The sequence below is a fragment of the Thalassobacter sp. HA4-2 genome (genome assembly GCF_055693705.1).
Genome location: NZ_JBVFUK010000001.1, coordinates 1768989 through 1791005 on the forward strand (window position 1 = coordinate 1768989; position 22017 = coordinate 1791005).

17 protein-coding genes and 4 pseudogenes are annotated in these 22017 nt (G+C 63.1%); 17 read left to right on the top strand and 4 right to left on the bottom strand.

Annotated features, from left to right (window positions below):
• Positions 1 to 20 precede the first annotated feature (20 nt).
• The 6 genes and pseudogenes from pta (at position 21) to ACZ1G0_RS09080 (ending at position 6354) form a co-directional block, all read left to right on the top strand.
• Positions 21 to 995 carry a phosphate acetyltransferase gene (pta, locus tag ACZ1G0_RS09055; RefSeq protein WP_472736647.1) on the top strand — a complete coding sequence of 325 codons (975 nt, stop codon included), beginning with the start codon at positions 21 to 23 and terminating at the stop codon, positions 993 to 995.
• Positions 992 to 1762, top strand: a complete 771-nt coding sequence (locus ACZ1G0_RS09060; protein ID WP_472736648.1) for a TSUP family transporter — start codon at positions 992 to 994, stop codon at positions 1760 to 1762. The genes pta and ACZ1G0_RS09060 overlap by 4 nt, the downstream gene beginning before the upstream one ends.
• Positions 1759 to 4584 (top strand): molybdopterin oxidoreductase family protein, encoded by a 2826-nt coding sequence (locus ACZ1G0_RS09065; protein ID WP_472736649.1) that lies wholly within the window; start codon positions 1759 to 1761, stop codon positions 4582 to 4584. Before ACZ1G0_RS09060 ends, ACZ1G0_RS09065 begins: the two co-directional genes overlap by 4 nt.
• Positions 4581 to 4715, top strand: coding sequence for a hypothetical protein (locus ACZ1G0_RS09070; RefSeq protein ID WP_472736650.1), 135 nt, complete (start codon positions 4581 to 4583; stop codon positions 4713 to 4715). Before ACZ1G0_RS09065 ends, ACZ1G0_RS09070 begins: the two co-directional genes overlap by 4 nt.
• Positions 4712 to 5481, top strand: a pseudogene (locus tag ACZ1G0_RS09075) (4Fe-4S dicluster domain-containing protein). Before ACZ1G0_RS09070 ends, ACZ1G0_RS09075 begins: the two are co-directional and overlap by 4 nt.
• Positions 5482 to 6354 (top strand): dimethyl sulfoxide reductase anchor subunit family protein, encoded by an 873-nt coding sequence (locus ACZ1G0_RS09080; protein ID WP_472736651.1) that lies wholly within the window; start codon positions 5482 to 5484, stop codon positions 6352 to 6354. It begins immediately after the preceding pseudogene.
• A gap of 10 nt (positions 6355 to 6364) precedes the next feature.
• Here the strand turns inward: ACZ1G0_RS09080 and ACZ1G0_RS09085 are convergent, their stop codons facing one another.
• The 3 genes from ACZ1G0_RS09085 to ACZ1G0_RS09095 are packed head-to-tail and all read right to left on the bottom strand — an operon-like array spanning position 6365 to position 8597.
• Positions 6365 to 6820 carry a YaiI/YqxD family protein gene (locus ACZ1G0_RS09085; protein ID WP_472736652.1) on the bottom strand — a complete coding sequence of 152 codons (456 nt, stop codon included), beginning with the start codon at positions 6818 to 6820 and terminating at the stop codon, positions 6365 to 6367.
• Entirely contained in the window at positions 6817 to 7818 is a 1002-nt protein-coding gene (locus ACZ1G0_RS09090) for a hypothetical protein (protein ID WP_472736653.1), read from the bottom strand. The genes ACZ1G0_RS09085 and ACZ1G0_RS09090 overlap by 4 nt, the downstream gene beginning before the upstream one ends.
• A gap of 26 nt (positions 7819 to 7844) precedes the next feature.
• Positions 7845 to 8597 (bottom strand): HpcH/HpaI aldolase family protein, encoded by a 753-nt coding sequence (locus ACZ1G0_RS09095; protein WP_472736654.1) that lies wholly within the window; start codon positions 8595 to 8597, stop codon positions 7845 to 7847.
• Positions 8598 to 8797: 200 nt separating this feature from the next.
• Between ACZ1G0_RS09095 and ACZ1G0_RS09100 the strand changes: the two genes are divergently transcribed.
• From ACZ1G0_RS09100 to ACZ1G0_RS09125, 6 genes and pseudogenes are all read left to right on the top strand, one after another.
• Positions 8798 to 9811 carry a C4-dicarboxylate TRAP transporter substrate-binding protein gene (locus tag ACZ1G0_RS09100; RefSeq protein WP_472736655.1) on the top strand — a complete coding sequence of 338 codons (1014 nt, stop codon included), beginning with the start codon at positions 8798 to 8800 and terminating at the stop codon, positions 9809 to 9811.
• An 84-nt stretch (positions 9812 to 9895) separates the two neighbouring features.
• On the top strand, positions 9896 to 10570 hold the full coding sequence (locus tag ACZ1G0_RS09105) for a TRAP transporter small permease subunit (RefSeq protein WP_472736656.1): 675 nt from the start codon (positions 9896 to 9898) through the stop codon (positions 10568 to 10570).
• Positions 10567 to 11966 (top strand): annotated as a pseudogene (locus ACZ1G0_RS09110) (TRAP transporter large permease). The gene ACZ1G0_RS09105 and the pseudogene ACZ1G0_RS09110 overlap by 4 nt, the downstream one beginning before the upstream one ends.
• A gap of 309 nt (positions 11967 to 12275) precedes the next feature.
• Positions 12276 to 14017: pseudogene (locus ACZ1G0_RS09115) on the top strand (acetolactate synthase 3 large subunit).
• 57 nt (positions 14018 to 14074) lie between these two features.
• Entirely contained in the window at positions 14075 to 14638 is a 564-nt protein-coding gene (gene ilvN / locus ACZ1G0_RS09120; protein WP_472736658.1) for an acetolactate synthase small subunit, read from the top strand.
• 481 nt (positions 14639 to 15119) lie between these two features.
• Positions 15120 to 16277 (top strand): aromatic ring-hydroxylating oxygenase subunit alpha, encoded by a 1158-nt coding sequence (locus ACZ1G0_RS09125; RefSeq protein ID WP_472736659.1) that lies wholly within the window; start codon positions 15120 to 15122, stop codon positions 16275 to 16277.
• Between the two features lie 3 nt (positions 16278 to 16280).
• Here ACZ1G0_RS09125 and ACZ1G0_RS09130 read toward each other — a convergent pair whose 3' ends face one another.
• On the bottom strand, positions 16281 to 17735 hold the full coding sequence (locus ACZ1G0_RS09130) for a divergent polysaccharide deacetylase family protein (protein ID WP_472736660.1): 1455 nt from the start codon (positions 17733 to 17735) through the stop codon (positions 16281 to 16283).
• 156 nt (positions 17736 to 17891) lie between these two features.
• Here ACZ1G0_RS09130 and ACZ1G0_RS09135 point away from each other — a divergent pair, with 156 nt between their 5' ends.
• The 5 genes and pseudogenes from ACZ1G0_RS09135 (at position 17892) to ACZ1G0_RS09155 (ending at position 21948) form a co-directional block, all read left to right on the top strand.
• Positions 17892 to 18473 (top strand): anthranilate synthase component II, encoded by a 582-nt coding sequence (locus ACZ1G0_RS09135; protein ID WP_472736661.1) that lies wholly within the window; start codon positions 17892 to 17894, stop codon positions 18471 to 18473.
• Positions 18470 to 19489, top strand: a complete 1020-nt coding sequence (gene trpD / locus ACZ1G0_RS09140) for an anthranilate phosphoribosyltransferase (RefSeq protein ID WP_472736662.1) — start codon at positions 18470 to 18472, stop codon at positions 19487 to 19489. Before ACZ1G0_RS09135 ends, trpD begins: the two co-directional genes overlap by 4 nt.
• Positions 19486 to 20297, top strand: a pseudogene (gene trpC, locus ACZ1G0_RS09145) (indole-3-glycerol phosphate synthase TrpC). The gene trpD and the pseudogene trpC overlap by 4 nt, the downstream one beginning before the upstream one ends.
• Positions 20297 to 20776: a cyclic pyranopterin monophosphate synthase MoaC gene (gene moaC / locus ACZ1G0_RS09150; protein ID WP_472736663.1), complete on the top strand. Its 480-nt coding sequence runs from the start codon at positions 20297 to 20299 to the stop codon at positions 20774 to 20776. Before trpC ends, moaC begins: the two are co-directional and overlap by 1 nt.
• Complete coding sequence (locus tag ACZ1G0_RS09155) at positions 20773 to 21948, top strand: molybdopterin molybdotransferase MoeA (protein ID WP_472736664.1); 1176 nt, start codon at positions 20773 to 20775, stop codon at positions 21946 to 21948. Before moaC ends, ACZ1G0_RS09155 begins: the two co-directional genes overlap by 4 nt.
• Positions 21949 to 22017 lie beyond the last annotated feature (69 nt).

Genomic DNA, 22017 nt, shown 5'->3' on the forward strand with positions numbered 1-22017 from the left:
AATTTGTCGGGGGCGGGTCTATGACCTCGCCCCTTGACGCATTGAAGGCGCGCGCGAAGGCGTCGCCCAAACATATTGTCCTGTCCGAAGGGCCAGACCCCCGCGTGCTGGAGGCAGCGGCCCGCGCGACCAAGGAAGGCTTGGCACAGGTGACTGTGCTGATGCCCGATGCCACACCGCTGGACCTGCCAGAGGCGGTGACGGTCATTGATATCAGCGACCCGGCGCAACGCGCACCGTTCGTGGCAACTTACCTAGAAGCACGCGCCAAGAAGTCCCCGACCCCGGAGCTTGCGGACAAAGCCCTTACCGACCCGCAGATCTTTGCCGCCGCCATGGTGCGCGCCGGGGCCGCGGATGGGACGGTCGGGGGCGCTGTTGCCACCACATCGGCCACCGTAAGGGCCGCCTTACAAATCATTGGCACGGCGCCGGATGCCCCCATGGTCAGCAGCTTTTTCTTGATGGTCTTGCCAGACCACCATCCCAGCCGCGCCCAACAGGGGATCTTGTTCTCGGACGCGGGTCTTGTGATTGATCCGGACGCTGCGGGTCTTGCGGCCATAGCGCAACAATCCGCCGCCAGCGCGCAGCAGTTGCTTGGCCGCAGCCCCCGGGTCGCCATGCTCAGCTTTTCGACCAAGGGGTCTGCGAAACATCCCATGGTCGACAAGGTCACTAAAGCCACCGAACTGGCCCGCGCCGCTGGCCTGGTCGTGGACGGCGCGTTGCAGTTTGACGCGGCCTTCGTGCCAGAGGTCGGCAGATCTAAGGCCCCCGACAGCGAAGTGGCGGGGCAGGCAGATGTATTCATTTTTCCCGACCTCAACGCGGGCAACATCGGTTACAAAATCGCCCAACGGATCGGGGGCTGCACCGCCATCGGCCCGGTTCTGCAGGGCCTCGCAAAGCCCGCCAATGACCTCAGCCGGGGCTGCAGTGCCGACGACATCATCGACATCATCGCCGTGACGGCAGTTCAGGCGGGGGCATGACGTGGCTGGGCGATCTTTTGACCCTCGACCCCGGCCTTGCCGTCCTTGCCATTTGCGTCTGCTTTCTGGCGGGGATGGTGCGGGGGTTTTCGGGTTTTGGCCTGTCGGCGTTCTGCATGGCTTGTCTGGGTCCGGTGATCCCGCCGATCGAGCTGATCCCCGTGTTCTGGTGGCTTGAGATGTCCGCGAGCGTGTTATTGATGAAGGGCGGCTGGGCCGACGCTGACCGCCGCACGGCGATCACGCTGCTGGTCGCCTCGGGCGTGGCTATGCCCGTGGGGCTGTTGGCCACCATGGCCCTACCGTCGGATGTGTCCAAGGTCATCGCCCTGTGCGTGGTCATCGTCCTTGCTCTGTTACAGCTGTCCAAACGCCGTTTTGCGGTTTTGGCGACCCAACCGGGCACCATCGCGGCGGGCGCGGGGGCGGGCATCGTCAGTGGCCTGTCTGGCGCGGGGGGAATGTTCATCGCCGTGTATACTCTGGCCCGCGACCTGCCGGCCCGCGTGATGCGCGGCACGTTGAACATCTACCTTTTGGGCAGCGGCACCCTGGCCCTGATCACCTTCGTCGTGACAGACACCATGACCGAAATCGCCACGTGGCGCGGTCTGGTCCTGATCGTCCCGACTCTTGCCGGGGTCTACGCTGGACGGTTGTTCTTCACGCCACGGTTCGAGCCCTACTACAAACCTTTCTGCCTGACACTTCTGATTGCGCTGGCGGCCCTCGGCCTGCTGCGTTTCGCCATGGGAGGCCAATCATGAATAAACCTGTCGTCAACCTGCACCCCAAACCCGGTGACGAGGTCCGCAAGACAACGTGCTACATGTGTGCCTGCCGCTGCGGGATCAACGTGCACATGAAGGACGGTAAAGTTGCCTATATCGAGGGCAACCGCGACCACCCTGTGAACCAAGGTGTGCTTTGCGCCAAGGGGTCTGCGGGCATCATGCAGCACAACGCCCCCTCGCGCCTCAAGGCGCCGCTGAAACGGGTCGGCCCGCGCGGGTCGGGCGAGTTTGAAGAGATCAGCTGGGACGAGGCCTATGACATCGCCGCCGGGTGGCTGGAACCGATCCGTCGCGACGACCCCAGCAAGCTGGCGTTCTTTACCGGGCGCGATCAATCGCAAAGCTTCACGTCCATGTGGGCGCAGTCCTTTGGCACGCCGAACTACGCGGCCCACGGCGGCTTTTGTTCGGTAAACATGGCGGCGGGCGGCATCTACACCATGGGCGGCGCGTTCTGGGAATTCGGCCAGCCCGATTGGGAACGGACCAAGCTGTTCATGCTGTTCGGCGTGGCCGAGGATCACGACAGCAACCCGATCAAGATGGGTCTGGGCAAGATCAAGGGACGCGGGGCCAAGGTGATCGGCGTGAACCCGATCCGCTCGGGCTACAACGCTGTGGCCGACGAATGGGTCGGCATCACGCCGGGCACGGACGGTCTGTTCATTCTGGCGCTGGTGCACTGCCTGATGAAGGCGGGCAAGATGGACCTGAAGTACCTGCGCGACTTTACGGACGCGCCTGTGCTACTGGATGCGCGGCCCGGCCCCGGGCACCTGCTGCCCCTGCGCGATGACGACGGGCACCCGCTGGTCTGGTGTCGTGATCAACAAAAGCCCCGGTGTTTCGACGCCGAAGACGTGCACCCGGATCTGGGCGGCCAGTGGCAGGTGGACGGCGTCACCCACCGCACGGTGTTCCAGCACATGGTCGACCGCTACCTGTCGGACGACTACGCGCCGGAAACCGTGGCCGACACCGTGGGCATTCCAGCCCCCCGCATCCGCGCCATCGCCAATGAGATCGCCCGCGTCGCCTTCGAGGAGGCGTTTGAGCTTCCGATCGAGTGGACCGATTTCCGGGGCCGCACCCACAAGACCATGCAGAGCCGCCCCGTGGCCTTTCACGCCATGCGCGGGATATCGGCGCACGCCAACGGGTTTCAGACTTGCCGCGCCCTGCACATGCTGCAAATCTTGCTGGGCAGCGTCGAGGCACCGGGGGGCTTTCGTTTCAAACCGCCCTACCCCAAACCGGCCACGGCACACCCCAAACCCCACTGCAAGGTGACCCCGGGCAAGCCCCTGGACGGCCCGCACCTTGGGTTTGTCCATGGCCCCGACGATCTGGCCCTGAAAGACGACGGGACGCCCGCGCGCATCGACAAGGCGTTCACATGGGACAACCCCATGTCCGCCCACGGGTTGATGCATATGGTGATCTCGAACGCCCACGCGGGCGATCCGTACAAGATCGACACGCTGTTTTTGTACATGGCGAACATGTCGTGGAATTCCTCCATGAATACGCGCGGCGTCATGGATATGCTGACGGACAAGGATGAGAACGGCGAATATGTGATCCCACACATCATCTATTCCGACGCCTACAGCTCGGAAATGGTGGCCTTTGCGGACCTGATCCTGCCCGACACGACCTATCTGGAGCGCCACGACTGCATCAGCCTGCTGGACCGCCCGATCTGCGAAGCGGATGGCGCGGCGGACGCCATCCGCTGGCCCGTGGTGGAACCGGACCGCAACGTGCGCGGGTTCCAGACAGCACTTGTACAACTGGGGGCCAAGATGGGCCTGCCCGGCTTTGTCAATGACGACGGCAGCGCCAAGTACGCGGATTACGCCGACTATATCGTCAACCACGAACGCCGCCCCGGCATCGGCCCCCTGATGGGCTGGCGCGGCGAAGAGGGCGACAAACAGGGGCGCGGTGCGGTCAATCCAAACCAGCTGGAAAAGTACATCGAGAACGGCGGCTTTGCGATTGCCCATGTCCCCGAGGAAGCCAGCTTTTTCAAACCCTGGAACAAGGCTTATCAGGATTGGGCCGTAGAGATGTCGTTCTATGACAGCCCGCAGTTCTATCTGTTCACCCTGTGGTCCGAACCCTTGCGCAAGTTCCAACTGGCCGCCGAAGGCCACGGCGAGCGTCAGCCGCCCGAACACCTGCGCGCGCGGATCAAGGCCACCATGGACCCGCTGCCCATCTGGTATCCCTGCACGGACGAGGAACATTCGGGCGATGCGGAAACCTACCCTGTCCACGCCCTGACCCAACGGCCCATGGCGATGTACCATTCGTGGGGGTCGCAAAACGCATGGCTGCGTCAGATCCACGGGCGCAACCCCCTCTATGTGCCAACCAAGATATGGGAGGCGAACGGCTTCGCCGAGGGCGATTGGGCCAAGGTCGCCTCGCCCCACGGAGAGATCACGGTGCCCGTGGCGCATATGGCCGCGCTCAATGAAAATACCGTCTGGACGTGGAACGCGATTGGCAAACGCAAAGGCGCTTGGGCGTTGGAGGAAAACGCCCCCGAAGTGACCAAGGGTTTCCTTTTGAACCACCTGATCCATGAGCTGATGCCGCCCAAAGGCGACGGGTTGCGTTGGTCCAACTCGGACCCGATCACGGGCCAGGCGGCGTGGTTTGACCTGCGCGTGTCGGTCACAAAAACGGACGCCCCCCAGGACGCCGAGGCGCAACCCAGCTTCCCGGCGCAAAAGGCCCCCGTGCCCACAGGCCCGGGCAAACTGGCGTGGAAGGTCGGCCAATGACCCCGCGCCGCACCCTGATCCTGATCGCGCTGTTCCTGACCTTCACCTTGGGCAGCTTTGCCTACTACCTGGTCCGCAACATCAACGCTGAACCCCAATCGGCCATGATACATACAGGAGCCTTCGCATGACGACCCTGCCCCAGACCACAGACAAAAAGCTTGGCCTTGTCATTGACCTTGATACCTGTGTGGGCTGTCATGCCTGCGTGGTGTCGTGCAAAGGCTGGAACACCGAAAACTACGGTGTGCCCCTGTCGGATCAGGACCCCTACGGCGATGCCTCGGGCACCTTTTTGAACCGGGTGCACAGCTTTGAAACCGTGCCAGATCTGGGCGGCGGGCAGTTCGGTGCGGCCCAGACCACCCATTTCCCAAAATCCTGTCTGCATTGCGAAGATGCCCCCTGCGTCACCGTCTGCCCCACGGGGGCCAGCTACAAGCGCGCAGAGGACGGGATCGTTCTGGTAAACGAGGACGCCTGCATGGGCTGCGGCCTGTGCGCCTGGGCCTGCCCCTATGGCGCGCGGGAACTGGATTTCAACGCAGGTGTGATGAAGAAATGCACCCTTTGCGTGGACCGGATCTACAACGAAAACCTGCCCGAAGAGGACCGAGAGCCCGCCTGCGTGCGCACCTGCCCAGCAGGCGCCCGGCACTTTGGCGATCTGGGGGATGCCGACAGCGATGTATCGAAACTGGTAGCAAGCCGTGGTGGTATGGACCTGATGCCGGAACAAGGCACCAAGCCCGTGAACAAATACCTGCCCCCCGTCCAAAGGATACGCTGATGGAGGGTGCGGGCGACGTGGACGTCCTGGCCCCCTTCCTCGCCCCCATCGCCGAAGAGCCCAAGGGCTTCTTAGGTTGGCTCGACCGCACGCTGGAGAAACTGTAAATGCATCCCGCACCCTCTGTTATCATCTTTTCGGTCCTGTCTGGCGCGGGCTTTGGCCTGCTAGCCTTCCTCGGGTTCGGGGCTGCGGCCACGTCCCAAGGCTGGGTTGCCTTCACCTTCTTTGCCATCGGGTTTGTGCTGGCCGTGGGCGGGCTGTTGTCGGCCACGCTGCACCTCGCGAACCCCAAGAATGCGATCTATTCGCTGTCCCAATGGCGGTCGTCTTGGTTATCGCGGGAGGGGATTGCGGCAATCGTGTCTTTGACCCTGATGGGGGTCTACGCGGGCCTGATCATCTTTTTTGACACACGCATTGCGGTTCTGGGCTATGTGGCCGCCTCTCTGTGCCTGTTCACGGTGTTCACCACGGCTATGATCTACACCCAGATCAAGGCGATCCCGCGCTGGAACCAAAGGCTGGCCACCCCTGCCATGTTCATGGCCTATGCCATCACCGGCGGTGCCCTGTTGGCCGGAGAGGTGCAGATCGCGGGCGGCCTGTTCCTGCTGACGGCCATTATCCAGTTGTGGCACTGGACCGAGGGCGACAAGGCCTTTGGCCGGTCCGGGTCCACCATGAACACCGCCACGGGGCTAAAGGGCCAGGTCCGCCAGTTCGAGGCGCCGCACACCGGCGAAAACTACCTGCTGCGCGAGATGGTCTATGTCGTCGCGCGCAAACATGCGTTTAAACTGCGCATCATTGCCCTGCTGGCGGGTACGATAGTGCCCAGTTTCATCATGTTGGCGGATGTGTCCCACCTGTTGGCACTGGTCGCCGTGATCCTGTATTTCGCGGGGGCTTTTACGTCTCGCTGGCTGTTCTTTGCCGAGGCCGAACATGTTGTCGGACTGTATTACGGCGCGCGCTGATCGCACGACACTACGGCGCGCGCTGCGCCCGCGTTACCAGCCGGTCCAGTCCATTGAGGTAGTTGGACCGGTCCCGCGCTGAAAACGCCTTAGGTCCGCCCGCACTGTGCCCGTCTAACCCACTGCGGATATCGGCCATCAGGTTGCGGGTAGCGACTGCGTTGCCAATGGCGGCGGCGGTGAACTCTTGCCCCCGCGGATCCAGACAGGCCGCGCCGTTTTCCAGTACACGTTGGGCCAGCAGAATGTCCGCGGTGACGACGATGTCGCCCGGCCCGCACTCCGCCTCGATCACGTCATCGGCCGCATCGAAGGCATCCCCGGCAACCCGGGTCGAGATCAGCGGATGCGCAGGCACGCGCAGGTACTGGCCGGACACGACAATCACGGGGGTCTTGGTGCGGTAGGCGACCTTGTAGGTCTCCTCCTTCACCGGGCAGGCGTCGCCGTCGATCCAAATGGTCATGCAAAGAACTCCGGGTCAAAAGGGGTGGTGTGGGTGTCGCCGGTCTCGGTCGTCACCGCAAGGCCCGCGTCCGTCAGCGCGACATCCGCGACCGTCAGGGGACGGGTCAGGCGCACAATCGCATGGCGCAAAACCAACGTACCGCCCAAGGTCAGCGCCGTGGGCACGCCCGCCTGCGCTACGGGACCAGTCCCATCTACGCCCGCGCGCAGACCGGCACCGCCCGCCGTGCAACCGTCCTCAATGCCGAAGACACCTGTATGCCGCCCGTCCCATGGGCTGTGGTCGCGCCCGCCATTGGACACCCAGATCATGGTCACGGGCATGACCCGTGCGTCGCGCAGGATCACAATCGTGTCCGCCTCGGCGCGCCGTTCCACGGCGGTCCAGCCAAGGCGGGCGTCGGGGGCCTCTACCATGGTCAGGAAGTCCTCGCAGGGCACGTCAGGGTAGTCACGCAGGTCCACGGACTGCCCCCCGCGCGGCAAGCGCCAGCCGTCGGCCCGCGCCTCCAAGTCCCAGAACTGTGCCCCGGGTTCCTGAGCGGTCGGCTCGGTAAAGATCACCTGTTTGGCCGAACATCGAAACCGTCCCCCTTGGGCCAGCCGCACCATGGGATGGTGCGCCGCCGTGATCCGCCCGCACCCGCCGGTAAACCGGTGGGTCTGATAGAGCACACCGTGCCCGGGCCGCAGGGCCATCTGGTGGTCCAGCCGCGCGCCCTGCACGTTCATCGCCAGCCGCGCATGGATCGCTTCGGGACTGTGGCGGCGCACGATCCAACGCGTGTTGGCCGGGGCACCATGGGGCGGCCCGCCATGCAAATCGTCCAACCCAAAGGGCGCGCAAAAGAACGTACCGCCAAGCCGACGGTCCACCATGGGGATCGCGCGGTCTGCCTGCACGCGTGCTTCGTCCCGCCAAGGGGCCGCGTGCAGAACATCGGCCCCGTCGATGGTCAGACGCGGGACATGGCCCACGGTTGCCTCATACGTCAAGGCGCATCGGTCAGACGCAAGGGAAATCACAACTGGGCCCGCAACCCGCGCAAGGCCCCAGCATACAACAACGCATCACTGCCCACCCCGATAAACCCGACACCGCGATCCCGGTACGCGCGCGCCTGGGCCGGGTCCAAGGCCAGAATGCCCGCCACCTTGCCGGCCGCCATGATCCGGTCCAGGGCCGCGTCAATGGCGGCACCGACATCGGCATGGCCAAGGTCGTGCAGGTATCCCATATCGGCGGCCAAATCGGCAGGACCGATGAATACCACATCGACACCCTCCACGGCGCAGATATCCTCAATGGCGTCCAACCCGGCGCGGCTTTCGACCTGAACCATCAGACTAACCTGATCGTTGGCGCGCTGCGGATAATCCGCAATCTCTGCATAGAACGAGGCGCGCGCCACAGCAGACCCCAGCCCCCGGTGCCCCTCGGGTGGATAGCGCATGGCGCGGGCCAGATGCGCGGCTTGGGCGCCGCTTTCCACCATGGGCACCAGCACGTTTTGCACACCCAGATCCAGCACCTGCTTGATTACCCAATCCTCGCCCACAGGCACGCGCACACAGATACCAGTGCCAGTGCCTGTCAGCGCCTGCACTTGGGCCGCGATCCGCCCCATGTCGAACGGCCCATGCTCGGCATCCACCATGCACCAATCAAAACCGGCACGCCCCGCCACTTCGGCAGCGATTGGCGCGTCAAGGTTCAGCCACAGCCCCATCTGACAGGCCCCCGTCGCCAGCCGCTTTTTCAACCAGTTTTCCAAGTCCCCACTCCCTCATTGTTCCGCAAATACCTTGCCGGATTTTCAAGGACTGCAAAAGTCCTTGAAGCAGGGGGATCGGGGGACGGCAGGCCCCCGACATCCGCCGCGAGAGCCGAGGGCCCGCGCAACCCCTTTGACAAAACGCCGCAGGTGTTTAGGCTCCCCACCCAGGACACCAAAAGTCCAACAGGGAGAAATACATGAAATACCTATCAACCGCAGCCGTGGCTGCGCTATCCATCGCATTCGTATCCGAAGCTGCGGCCACAACCTGGGACGTGTCCGTTTGGGGCAAACGCCGCGCCTTCACCGAACATGTCGAGAAACTCGCCGAACTCGTCAGCGAAAAGACCGGTGGCGAATTCACCATGAACATCAGCTACGGCGGCCTGTCCAACAACCGCGAAAACCTCGACGGGATCGAGATTGGTGCCTTCGAGATGGCGCAGTTCTGCGCGGGCTACCACCGGGACAAGAACCGCGTGATCACCGTGTTGGAGTTGCCGTTCCTCGGCGTGTCCAACTTGGCCGAAGAGGTTGCCGTTAGCCAAGCCGTCTACGCCCACCCAGCCGCCATCGAGGAAATGGCCCAGTGGAACGCCAAGCTGCTGATGACCACGCCCATGCCCCAGTACAACATCGTTGGCACCGGGGAACCGCGCCGCACACTGGCCGAGATGGAGGGCATGCGCGTCCGTGCCACGGGCGGAATTGGCCGTGCATTCGAGACCGTCGGTGCTGTGCCCACCTCCGTCACCGCGACCGAGGCGTTTCAGGCCATGGAATCCGGCGTCGTGGACACCGTGTCCTTCGCCCAGCATGCGCACCTGTCGTTTGGCACGATCAATCAGGCCGATTGGTGGACCGCCAACCTGAACCCCGGCACGCTAAACTGCCCCGTCGTTGTGAACACGGACGCCTACGCGGATCTGTCCGACGAACACCGCGCGGCCCTCGACAGTTCCGTCGATGAAGCGATCGAGCATTACTTGGCGAATTACGCCGAGTTGCTGGAACGCTGGGACAGTGTTTTGGCGGAGAAGGGCGTGGAAAAGGTCGAGATTGCGGACAGCGAAATCGCCAAATTCCGCGAAATGGCCGCTGTGCCGATCCAGCAGGAATGGATCGCGGACATGGAGGCGCAGGGCCTGCCCGGGCAAGAACTGTTTGATCTGGTGATGGACACGCTCGACAAGGCGCGCATGTCGAACTGATCCAACGGCAGGCGGGACAAGTCCCGCCCTACCGGTAGGGCGGGACTTGTCCCGCCCATCCTCTCACATCACGATAGGTGCGCCATGGCCTCCGCCTCTCCTGTCCTCGAAGACGACAGCCTTTTGTCACGCTGCGACCGCGCTCTGCTGCCCATTGAAAAGGCGATGGCGCTTATCTCGGGCCTTGCCGCGTTCTCGCTGATGTTTATGGCCGCGTGGTCCGTGGCCGGGCGTCAGTTGGATCGCACGTTCCTTGCCCCTTTCTTTGACAAGCTCGGCTTTCTGGACGGGGCGCTGCTGGGCTATGTGGACTACATCGAGGCGCTTATGCCCCTGATCGCAATCATGGGCGTATCCTACGTGCAGCGGGACGGGGTACACATTCGCATGGACATTGTGGTGGGTGCCTTGAAGGGTCGCGTGCTATGGCTGTTCGAGACGATCACGGTTTTGATGATCCTGATCCTTGTGATCGCGTTGGTCTGGGGGTCTTGGGCGCATTTCGACCGGTCCTTCGATTGTGCCCGGCCCTTGTGTTCGCGGGACAGCTCCATTGACGTGGGCATCCCGATCTGGCCCAGCAAGCTGATCGTGCCTGTAGCCCTGTCCGTGCTGGCCCTGCGCCTTGTGCTGCAAACCATTGGATACGCCCGGGCCTTTGTCTTGAACATCGAGCGCCCTGTCGCCGTGCCCCTTGTCCTGAGTGCGGCGGAACAAGCCGCGATCGAGGCCGAAGCTCTAGAGAAAGCAGGCAAATGACCGACATTCAAATCGGCCTGTGGGTCACGGGCGGCCTGTTGGTCGCGGTTGTCATGGGGATGCGGGTGGCCTTTGCGGCAGGGCTTGCAGGCTTTGTCGGCCTTGTCTGGCTGCGCTGGAACGGCTGGGATTATGACCCGGACCGATTTGGCCGCGCGGTGGAGGTGTCGGCCAAGATCGCAGGCCAAGTGCCCCACTCCAAGGTTTCCTCCCACGCCCTGTCCCTAATCCCTACATTCATTCTGATCGGCTATCTGGCCTACTACGCCAAGCTGACCACAGCCCTGTTCGAGGCGGCCAAGCGGTGGATCGCTTGGGTCCCGGGGGGGCTGGCGGTATCCACGGTGTTCGCCACTGCAGGCTTTGCCGCCGTATCCGGAGCCTCGGTTGCCACGGCCGCCGTCTTTGCCCGCATCGCCATCCCCGAGATGCTCAAGGTCGGGTATAACAAGCAATTTGCCGCCGGGGTTGTGGCCGCCGGTGGAACACTCGCCAGCCTGATCCCACCCTCTGCCATCCTTGTGATTTACGCCATCATCGTTGAGGCCGATGTGGGGTCCCTGCTGTTGGCGGGGTTCATCCCGGGCGTTTTCTCGGCCTTCGTCTATGCGGCTTTGATCATCGGGATCGCCATGACGTTCAAGAACGTAGGCCCCCCCGTGGGCGGTTTCACATGGCGCGAACGGTTCGAAAGCCTGCCCCCCGCCCTGCCTATCGTCGCCGTGGTCGTGATCATCATCTTCTTTGTTTACAACCCCTTTGGCGATGCCTGGGGTACCCCCACCGAGGGCGGTGCCGTAGGCGCCTTTATCGTGTTCCTGATGGCCCTGTACCGGGGCATGAAACTGCCACAGCTGAAAGACGCCCTGATCGAGACCGCCAAGCTGACAGTTATGATCTTTACCATCATCTGGGGCGTGCTGATCTATGTACGCTTCCTCGGCTTTGCGGATCTGCCCGGCGCGTTTTCGGACTGGATCACATCCCTGCAGATGTCGCCTTGGACCATCCTGATCTGTATCTTGCTGGCCTATGCCGTGTTGGGCATGTTCATGGACGCCATCGGCATGCTGTTGCTAACCCTGCCCGTCGTCTACCCAGCGGTCATGGCCCTGAACGGAGGCGAGACAGTCGCGGCGGCGGACAGCGCCTTTGGCATGTCCGGCCCCATGTGCGCCATCTGGTTCGGGATATTGGTGGTCAAAATGGCGGAGTTCTGTTTGATCACGCCCCCATCGGCCTGAACTGCTTTGTCGTGGCAGGCGTGCGCGATGACCTGTCCGTGCAGGACGTGTTCAAGGGCGTCACCCCCTTCTTCATAGCAGATGCCGTGACCATCGCCCTGCTGGTCAGCTTTCCGGCGATTGTCCTTTGGCTGCCGTCATTGGCCGCTTGAAATGCGTGATATTGCGGGCTGAACCGCGGGGCCCGCAATAATCGAAAAGAAAATACCGCCACTGGCGACATATTGTGAAGAAAAATCACTGTTGACGGTCGGAATCCGCTTGTCTACGCTTTCTGCACGTGAAATGGAGTATCCGAACGATGGCACGGCTAATCGTAGTAGTAGGCAAATGGCGCATGGGCTGATTAGTTTCAGTAACCAGACCGGTTTCCATGCGCCCCCGAATGACCTTCGGGGGTTTTTTATTGCCCACCTACGACAGCGGTCCACAGGATCAGATGGAGAAGTGCGATGACCCAAATGACGGGCGCGAAGATGGTTGTGACAGCTCTGAAGGATCAAGGGGTCGACGTGGTGTTCGGCTATCCCGGCGGCGCTGTCCTGCCGATCTATGACGAGATTTTCCAGCAAAACGATATTCGCCACATCCTCGTCCGTCACGAGCAGGCCGCCGTCCACGCCGCCGAAGGATACGCCCGATCCACGGGCAAACCCGGCGTGGCCCTTGTCACCTCTGGCCCCGGGGCGACCAATGCCGTGACCGGCCTGACCGACGCGCTGATGGACAGTATCCCGATTGTCGTTTTGACCGGCCAAGTGCCCACTTTCATGATCGGCTCCGACGCCTTTCAGGAGGCGGACACCGTCGGCATCACGCGCCCCTGCACCAAGCACAACTGGCTGGTCAAGGAAACCGACCGGCTGGCAGAGACGATGCACGAGGCATTCCACGTCGCCACCCACGGTCGGCCCGGTCCGGTCCTGATCGACATCCCAAAGGACGTGCAGTTCGCCACTGGTGACTACGTGGGCCCCGCCAAGACCAAAGTCAGCCATTACCAGCCCCGCCTGAAAGGCGACCAGGACGCGATCGAACAGATGGTCGAGTTGATGGAAACCGCCGAACGACCCGTTTTCTACACCGGGGGCGGCGTAATCAACTCGGGCGATGCGGCGACACAACTGCTGCGCGAGTTTGTGGAGGCGACGGGCTTTCCCATCACCTCCACGCTCATGGGGCTGGGCTGTTATCCAGCCTCCGGCGACAAGTGGCTTGGCATGTTGGGCATGCACGGTCTGTACGAGGCGAACATGGCCATGCACGGCTGTGACGTGATGATCAACATCGGCGCGCGTTTTGACGACCGGATCACCGGGCGGCTGGATGCGTTCAGCCCCGGGTCCAAAAAATCCACGTGGACATCGACCCGTCCTCCATCAACAAGGTGATCAAGGCCGATGTCCCGATCCTGGGCGACGTAGCCCATGTGCTGGAGGATGCCCTGCGCATCTGGAAGGCGCGCGGGCGCAAGACCAACAAGGCAGGTCTGCAAAAATGGTGGGCGCAGATTGAGCAGTGGAAGACTGTGCGCTGCCTCGATTTCAAAACCTCCGAAACGACGATCAAACCGCAGTACGCCGTGCAACGTCTGGAGGAGTTGACCAAGAAACACGACCGCTACATCACCACCGAGGTGGGCCAACACCAGATGTGGGCCGCGCAATATCTGGGGTTCGAGGATCCCAACCGCTGGATGACATCCGGGGGCCTGGGCACCATGGGCTACGGCTTTCCGGCGTCTATAGGGGTGCAGATCGCCCATCCGGATGCGCTGGTGATCAATGTCGCGGGCGAGGCGTCTTGGCTGATGAACATGCAGGAATTGGGCACCGCGATCCAATACAACCTGCCCGTAAAACAGTTCATCCTGAACAACGAACGTCTGGGCATGGTGCGCCAGTGGCAAGAACTGCTGCACGGCGAGCGCTATAGCCACAGCTGGTCCGACGCCCTGCCCGACTTTGTGAAACTGGCCGAGGCCTTTGGCGCCAAGGGTATTCTGTGTTCCGATCCAGCGGATCTGGACGACGCCATCATGGAGATGATCACCCACGACGGCCCGGTCCTGTTCGATTGTTTGGTGGAAAAGCACGAAAACTGCTTCCCGATGATCCCATCGGGCAAGGCCCACAACGAGATGCTGCTGGGCGAGGCCGACACCCAAGGCGTCATCGACGCCAAAGGCAGCGTGCTCGTGTAACCCTACATGGCGCGCCCTTTGTCGGGCGTGCCGCTTTTTGCCGAAACGGAAATCCCGATGTCCCCCCTACAAATCTCCAAAGGCTCTACCAGCCATTCCGCCTACAACCTGCGCCCGACGTTCAGTGACGTTCAGGAACGGCACACCCTGGCCGTTCTGGTCGACAACGAACCCGGGGTGCTGGCCCGGGTGATCGGCCTGTTTTCGGGCCGTGGCTATAACATCGAAAGCCTGACCGTGGCCGAGATCGACCACACCGGCCACCAGTCCCGCATCACCATCGTGACCATCGGCACGCCACAAGTGATCGAACAGATCAAGGCGCAACTGGGCCGGATCGTGCCCGTGCACAGCGTCAATGACCTGACTGTCGAAGGCCCATCCGTGGAGCGGGAACTGGCCTTGTTCAAGGTTGCAGGCACAGGCGACAAACGGATCGAGGCCCTGCGTCTGGCCGAAATCTTCCGCGCGAATGTGGTGGACAGCACCTTGGAAAGTTTCGTGTTCGAGCTGACGGGATCAAGTGAGAAAATTGACAGTTTCGCAGACCTCATGCGCCCCTTGGGTCTGGTCGAGATCGCGCGCACCGGGGCCGCGGCGCTCAGCCGGGGCGCCGTGTGATCCCCATTGCGGTGCAGCGCGATCACCGGTGCACCGCAGCCTTGCTTAGGGGCACCCATCAGGGCGGGGCACTCCTGACTTAACCAGTTGATATTCCCAATTGGACCCCGTGCAACGGCCGGCGTCACCTAAGGCTGTGTGCCCCACTGCTCGTCCAGTCCAGCTCTGCCTCGGCCAAATCAGTCACCGCTCCCGGCCAGTTTGCGGGGTCAACGTCTTTTCCGTCCGCATCCCGTAGAAAAATGCAGATGCGCAGCCTGGCGGGCAAAATCGCTTGGCCGGGTTTAAAGCCGTTGGAATAGCCACGTACACCGGAACGTCTCCAGCGACATTTGGTGATGGCAGCTCTACCCCAATGAGACCAAACTATCGCCGCCGGTAAATACAAGTCGTTTTTCAACTCAAACCATGTCGCGGTGGTGCAAGCGCGCGCGCATGACGTTTGTAACCATCATGCCAAGCCAAGACTTGGGAGGGTTGCATGTCTATCACGGATCTCGCCGCTGTTCGCACCACGGTGGCTTTGGCGCGTGGCCTGCCGAACGCCCATTACACCGACCCCGAAACGATTGCGTTCGAAAACGAAGCGGTCTTGAACGCCGGTTGGTCCGCCATTGGCGTCGCCGCTCAGGTGCCAGAGCCGGGCGACGCCTATCCGATCTCTTTTCTGGGCAATCCCCTGCTGTTGTTGCGCGACAAGGACGGCGATGTCCGGGTGTTCCAGAACATCTGCCGCCACCGGGGCATGATCCTTGTGGATGCCCCGCGCACGATCGAGGGCGCGATCCGCTGTCCCTATCATTCGTGGTGCTATTCCACCAAGGGCAAGCTGGTCTCGACCCCCCACGTGGGCGGCCCGGGCCAGAACCTGCACCCCGATATCAAGCGCGATGACCTTGGCCTGATCGAGATCCGCAGTGCCATCTGGCGGGATGTGGTGTTCGTGAACATCTCGGGCGACGCGCCCGCATTTGCCGAAGCCAACGCCGACCTGATCGCACGCTGGGCAGAGTTTGACCAACCTCTATACCACGGCGGGCCCGACAGCACCTTTACCCTGCCCGTCCAAACCAACTGGAAACTGGCGGTGGAAAACTATTGCGAAAGCTATCACCTGCCTTGGGTGCACCCGGGTCTCAACAGCTACTCACGCCTCGAAGATCACTACCATATCGAGGAACGGGGTCGCTATTCCGGCCAGGGCACCCTAGTCTATCGCCAGTTGCAGGGCGAGGATGGACAGACCTTTCCCGACTTCAAGAACCTTGCGCCCAAGTGGGACACGGCCGCGGAATACATCACGGCCTTTCCAAACGTCCTACTGGGGGTCCACCGGGACCACGCCTATGCGATCATTCTTGAACCCGTCGCCCATGACCGCACCCTAGAGCATGTGCATATCTACTACGCCCAGCCCGACACAGACGCGGCCCTGCGCGCCAAAAACACGGACCTTTGGCGCGGCGTGTTTGAAGAGGATGTTTTCGTCGTCGAAGGCATGCAGCGCGGCCGCCACGCTCCGACCTTTGACGGTGGCAAATTCTCCCCCGCGATGGACGGCCCGACCCACGTATTCCACGATTGGGTCGCGGGCATGGTCGAAGACCACCTGACCAAAAGCACCCTCGCGGCCGAATAACCGCTAGGGCGCGCCGATGGTGCGCAGCAGGTGGCTGACAGGGGCAATTTGCACGCCGCCCGTTCGGTCAGACGCTTGCCACGAATACAGCGCCGTGACCGTATCCGCAAAGGTGCGCCCGACGACCAGTGCTGCGCCTTCTTGCCGGGCCACGAAGGTGGCGCGATCCAGATAGCGGGTGATGACCGTCGCCCGCTCTCGCTCTGCGTCTAACAGGCGATAGATGGTGGCCGCCGGCACCCCTTCGCGGCGCGCGTCCGCGACACCGGTGTTCAGCCCGCTTTCATAGAACAAAACGCCGTGCCCACTTGCCAACATTTCGTCCAGCATGGGTTCAAGGGCAGAACGGGTCCGCTGCAAAAACCCCGATTGCGCATCTAAAATCGCCACAGCCTCGGGGAGCACTTGCTGCACCTCAGCAAAGGCTGCGGTGAAATCAGCGGGCGCGCCGCTGCGGGGCAGACCGTCCGCAAGGATCACCACCTCGAATCCGGCATCGCGGTAGGTGCGCGCAGCCTCCGCCGCATCGGGGGCAGCGGGGTCAATGGCAAAGGCCACAGGGAAGGGAAAACCCAACAGATTGCTGCGGTCCAAACGGCTTTCGGGTGTGTCGATCAACACGATGGAAAACGGCGGCAAGCTGGGGTCCGGCGTGAACGGAACTGCATTGGCCACAAGGGCGGGGCCCGTGACAGCCGCGGTGGGTTCTTCGGCAACGGGTTGCGTTTCCACGGTCCCCTCGGGCGTGATGAAACCCGGCACCGGCGCTTGTACAACGACTTGCGGGGCGGCGGGGGCTGTGGGTTCCGGGGCCACCGGTTCTTGTGTCGTTTCAATCACGGGTGTGGCCTGCGCGGCCTCTCCCTCCGGCGCCGCGTCGACGGGCGCCTCAGCCGCCACCGGTTCCTCGGTCACCGCTGGGGCCACAGGCTCCGCTTGCGCGATCTGGGCCAAGGGGTCTTCGGCCCCCTCTGCCACGGCGATATCCTCAATGGCCGGCGCGGCCTCCGCCTCGGGTTGCTCTACGATCTCGGGCAAAGTCACCTCTAGGGGGCCCGGCTGGAACTCGGCAGGGGGCGGGCCGGGGTCAATGGTGGCCGAGACATCGGGCGCATCGGGTTCCACCGGTGCGCGGACCACCGGGGCCTCGTCAGTGGCAACGGGTAAAGCGGGGGGCGCTGTGTCCGGCGCAGGGCTGGTGGCGGGTTCGGTTGCGGGGGCTGCAGGGGTCGCCGCCTCGGGCGCAATGTCCACGTCCGGGACGGGTGGCGTCTCATCCAAGGGCGGCTGGTTGAACTCCGACGCGCCGGGGATTGGCACCGCCGCCTCCTCCGCCGCGATCACAGGGGCCTCGGCCACGCGCTCCTCTGGCAGGGGCGCAAAAAGGGACAAACCGGCCAGACCGCCCCCCACCAAAATAATCCCCCAAAGGATGCCGCCTAGAAATCCACGACCCATGGTCCGCTCCTTACCTGCCTTTGCGCCCCAAATCGGGACCGCCGGGGCGTGTGGACCGTTGTGGCCCTTGACCCTGACGCAATGCTCTGGGCAATTATACCGCGACAACGGGCGGGGGGCACCCCCTTCCTGCATCCCTTTGGGAAGGACGGCCGAATGCTGCTGCTGATCGACAATTACGACAGTTTTACCTACAATCTTGTGCATTATATAGGCGAGCTTGGGGTGACCTCGAAGGTGGTGCGCAACGATGCACTGGACGTGCAGGCCGCAATGGCCCTGAACCCCGATGCGATCCTTTTGTCCCCAGGGCCTGCCACACCGAACGAGGCTGGCATCTGTCTGGACATGGTGCACGCGGCGGCGGACACCGGCACGCCCCTGATGGGCGTGTGCCTGGGCCACCAGACCATCGGGCAAGCGTTTGGCGGCACGGTGCAGCGCCACGACGAGATCGTGCACGGCAAGCTGGGCGCCATGCACCACGAGGGCAGCAGCGTGTTCAAGGGCCTGCCCAACCCCTTGAACGCCACGCGCTACCACAGCCTTGTCGTGGACCGCGCCACCCTGCCCGACTGCCTGCAGGTCACCGCGCAGCTTGAGGATGGTACGATCATGGGGCTGGCCCACCGGGACCTGCCCATCCACGGGGTCCAGTTTCACCCTGAAAGCATCGCCTCCGAACACGGGCACGCGATGATCCAGAACTTCCTAGACCTGATGAAAGTGTCCGCATGAGCGACCGTTTGAAACCGCTGATCGGCCTTGCCGCCGAGGGGCCCCTGACCCGAGACCAAGCCGAAACCGCCTTCGACGCCCTGTTTGAGGGAGAGGCCACCCCAAGCCAGATCGGCGGGCTTTTGATGGCCCTGCGCGTGCGCGGCGAAACGGTCGAGGAATACGCCGCCGCCGCCGCCGTGATGCGTGCCAAATGCAACGCTGTCACTGCCCCCGCAGACGCGATGGACATCGTGGGCACCGGGGGCGACGGCAAGGGCACATTGAACATCTCGACCGCCACGGCCTTTGTAGTGGCTGGTGCGGGTGTCACCGTGGCCAAACACGGCAACCGCAATCTGTCGTCAAAATCCGGCGCGGCCGATGCGCTTGGGGCCATGGGGATCAACGTCATGGTCGGCGCGGATGTGGTGGAACGGGCCCTGGAACAAGTGGGCATCGCCTTCATGATGGCCCCCATGCACCACCCTGCGATCCGCCATGTCATGCCCACGCGGGCGGAACTGGGCACCCGGACGATCTTCAACATCCTTGGCCCCCTGACCAATCCGGCTGGCGTCAAGCGGCAGTTGACCGGCGCGTTTTCGCGCGAGCTGATCCGGCCTATGGCCGAAACCCTGTTGGCGTTGGGGTCCGAAAAAGCGTGGCTGGTCCACGGGTCCGACGGCACGGACGAACTGTCCGTGGCGGGCGTGTCCTGGGTTGCCGCCTTGGAGGACGGTCAGGTCATCGACCGAGAAATCCACCCCGAGGAGGCGGGCCTGCCGGTCCACCCATTTGAGGACCTGCTGGGCGGCACGCCACAGGAAAACGCGGTGGCGTTCCAGGCCCTACTGGAGGGGGCGACCGGGGCGTACCGAGACGCCGTCCTATTAAATTCTGCCGCCGCCCTGATGGTCGCGGACAAGGTGAAGTCTTTGACGGAAGGCGTTGAATTTGCGAAACAAAGCATCGATAGCGGCGCCGCCCGGGCCAAGGTCCAAGGACTTGCCACACTCACATCGGAGGCCTCATGAGCACCCCAACCATTCTTGAGAAGATCAAAGCCTACAAGCTGGAAGAGGTCGCCGCCCGCAAAGAGGCAAAGCCTCTCGCAGAGGTGGAGGCCGACGCCAAGGCGGCCAGTGCCCCGCGCGGGTTCTTCGACGCCCTGCGCACCGCCTCCCGCGAGGGGTACGGGTTGATCGCCGAGATCAAGAAGGCCAGTCCTTCCAAGGGATTGATCCGCGCCGACTTCGATGTACCAGCGTTAGCGCAGGCTTACGAAGCGGGCGGGGCCACGTGTTTGTCCGTGCTTACCGATGGTCCCAGTTTTCAGGGCGACGACAGCTATCTGGTCGCCGCGCGTGACGCCGTGGACCTGCCCTGCCTGCGTAAGGATTTTCTGTACGATACCTACCAAGTCGCCGAAGCGCGCGCCCTTGGGGCCGACTGCATCCTGATCATCATGGCCAGCGTGTCCGACGCGCAAGCCCAAGACCTAGAAGCCGCGGCAGAGCATTGGGGCATGGACGTCCTCGTCGAGGTACACAATGCCCAAGAGCTGGAGCGTGCAAAGGTCCTGAAATCCCCCTGTTGGGTGTCAACAATCGCGACCTCAATACCTTTGAGACCACCTTGGACACCACCCGTCAGCTTGCCCGCATGGCGGACGCCGAACGCATGCTGGTGTCGGAGTCGGGGCTGTTCACACCCGAAGACCTCGCCGATATGGCCCGCTACGGCGCACGCACCTTCCTGATCGGTGAAAGCCTGATGCGGCAAGCGGACGTCACTGCTGCAACGCGAGCTTTATTGGCCAACCCTTTGAAAGGCGGGATTTAATGTCTGAACTGACCCATTTCGACGGCGACGGGCAGGCGCATATGGTGGATGTGTCCGGCAAGGCCGACACAGCGCGGTTGGCCATCGCCGAGGGTTACGTGAAGATGTCCTCGCAAACCCTTGATCTTATTACATCGGGCGAGGCGAAAAAGGGCGATGTCTTGGGCGTTGCGCGCATTGCGGGCATCATGGGGGCCAAGCGCACGGCGGATCTGATCCCGCTGTGCCACCCCCTGCCGATCACCAAGGTCGCGTTGGATCTGACGCCTGACGCAGCCCTGCCTGGCATCCGCGTTACAGCCACGGTTAAGACGGGCGGCAAAACCGGAGTTGAGATGGAGGCGTTGACGGCTGTCACCACCGCTTGCTTGACCGTCTACGACATGGTCAAGGCGGCGCAGAAGGACATGGAAATTACCGATATCCGCCTGTTGCGCAAAGAGGGTGGCAAGTCCGGCGTGTTCGAGGCGCCCCGGTGATCTCTGTCGCGCAAGCGTTGGAACATGTCCTGGCCCTGTCTAGGGTCACAGGGGTTGAACAGGTGCCCCTGCGCCATGCGGCGGGCCGCGTGTTGGCGCAACCGGTGCACGCAAAACGCAGCCAGCCGCCCTTTGCGGCCTCTGCCATGGACGGCTATGCGATCTGTGCACGGGATTGGGCACCGGGCAAGACCCTCACGGTCATTGGCGAGGCCGCAGCGGGTCACGGCTGGAATGGCACCCTGACGCCCGGACAGGCGGTGCGTATTTTCACCGGAGCCCCCGTGCCGGCCGGCGCGGACCGTATAATCATTCAAGAGGATGTCACCCGCACCGACGACACCATTACCCTGGCCGACGGCCTGGACAGAAAAACCCACGTTCGGCCCGCAGGCGTAGACTTTGGCGAGGGCGACGAAATGGCGGCCCCGCGCCGTCTGACACCCTCGGACGTGGCTTTGCTGGCCTCCATGAACCACGCGGTCGTGCCGGTACACCGGCGCCCCACCGTCGCAATCATCGCCACGGGGGACGAGCTGGTCATGCCCGGTGAAGCACCCGGCCCGGATCAGATCATCGCCAGCAACGCATTTGGCATCGCCACCCAAGTTGAGGCGCAGGGGGCGATCGCCCGCGTGCTGCCCATCGCCCGCGACACGCTGGCCAGTCTGGACATGGTCCTGACGCTGGCCGAAGGCGCGGATCTGATCCTCACCATCGGCGGTGCATCCGTGGGAGATCACGATCTGGTGGCGCAGGCCACTGCCGACAAGGGGATGGAACGGGCGTTCTACAAGGTTGCCATGCGCCCCGGCAAACCCCTGATGGCGGGGCGGATTGGGGATAGTGCCGTTATCGGTCTGCCGGGCAACCCCGTGTCTTCAATGGTTTGCACGTCGATATTTGTCCTCCCTCTGCTGGACGCAATTCAGGGTCTGCCCGCCGGGCCGCGCGCCCGCACGCAGCATCCCCTTGGCAACAGCCTGCCCCCCAACGGTCCGCGCGAACACTACATGCGCGCACGGATGCGGGCGGATGGGACGGTTTGGGGCGAGGATCGTCAGGACTCTTCGCTGCTGTCGGTCCTTGCTGCCGCTGACACGCTTATTGTGCGTGCCCCGAACGCCCCGGCCGCCCACCCCGGCGACACCGTAGAGACGATCCCCCTCTAAATCTGGCCCCCCTAAATCTGGTGGCGTGCGGCGGCGTTGACACAAAAGAAGAACGCATGTAGAACAGGA

What these genes read in the sequence shown, in the direction of transcription:
- pta (WP_472736647.1), top strand. Translation starts at nt 21, where the DNA reads ATGACCTCGCCCCTTGACGCATTGAAGGCGCGCGCGAAGGCGTCGCCC.
- ACZ1G0_RS09060 (WP_472736648.1), top strand. Translation starts at nt 992, where the DNA reads ATGACGTGGCTGGGCGATCTTTTGACCCTCGACCCCGGCCTTGCCGTC.
- ACZ1G0_RS09065 (WP_472736649.1), top strand. Translation starts at nt 1,759, where the DNA reads ATGAATAAACCTGTCGTCAACCTGCACCCCAAACCCGGTGACGAGGTC.
- ACZ1G0_RS09070 (WP_472736650.1), top strand. Translation starts at nt 4,581, where the DNA reads ATGACCCCGCGCCGCACCCTGATCCTGATCGCGCTGTTCCTGACCTTC.
- ACZ1G0_RS09080 (WP_472736651.1), top strand. Translation starts at nt 5,482, where the DNA reads ATGCATCCCGCACCCTCTGTTATCATCTTTTCGGTCCTGTCTGGCGCG.
- ACZ1G0_RS09085 (WP_472736652.1), bottom strand. Translation starts at nt 6,820, where the DNA reads ATGACCATTTGGATCGACGGCGACGCCTGCCCGGTGAAGGAGGAGACC.
- ACZ1G0_RS09100 (WP_472736655.1), top strand. Translation starts at nt 8,798, where the DNA reads ATGAAATACCTATCAACCGCAGCCGTGGCTGCGCTATCCATCGCATTC.
- ACZ1G0_RS09105 (WP_472736656.1), top strand. Translation starts at nt 9,896, where the DNA reads ATGGCCTCCGCCTCTCCTGTCCTCGAAGACGACAGCCTTTTGTCACGC.
- ilvN (WP_472736658.1), top strand. Translation starts at nt 14,075, where the DNA reads ATGTCCCCCCTACAAATCTCCAAAGGCTCTACCAGCCATTCCGCCTAC.
- ACZ1G0_RS09125 (WP_472736659.1), top strand. Translation starts at nt 15,120, where the DNA reads ATGTCTATCACGGATCTCGCCGCTGTTCGCACCACGGTGGCTTTGGCG.
- ACZ1G0_RS09130 (WP_472736660.1), bottom strand. Translation starts at nt 17,735, where the DNA reads ATGGGTCGTGGATTTCTAGGCGGCATCCTTTGGGGGATTATTTTGGTG.
- ACZ1G0_RS09135 (WP_472736661.1), top strand. Translation starts at nt 17,892, where the DNA reads ATGCTGCTGCTGATCGACAATTACGACAGTTTTACCTACAATCTTGTG.
- trpD (WP_472736662.1), top strand. Translation starts at nt 18,470, where the DNA reads ATGAGCGACCGTTTGAAACCGCTGATCGGCCTTGCCGCCGAGGGGCCC.
- moaC (WP_472736663.1), top strand. Translation starts at nt 20,297, where the DNA reads ATGTCTGAACTGACCCATTTCGACGGCGACGGGCAGGCGCATATGGTG.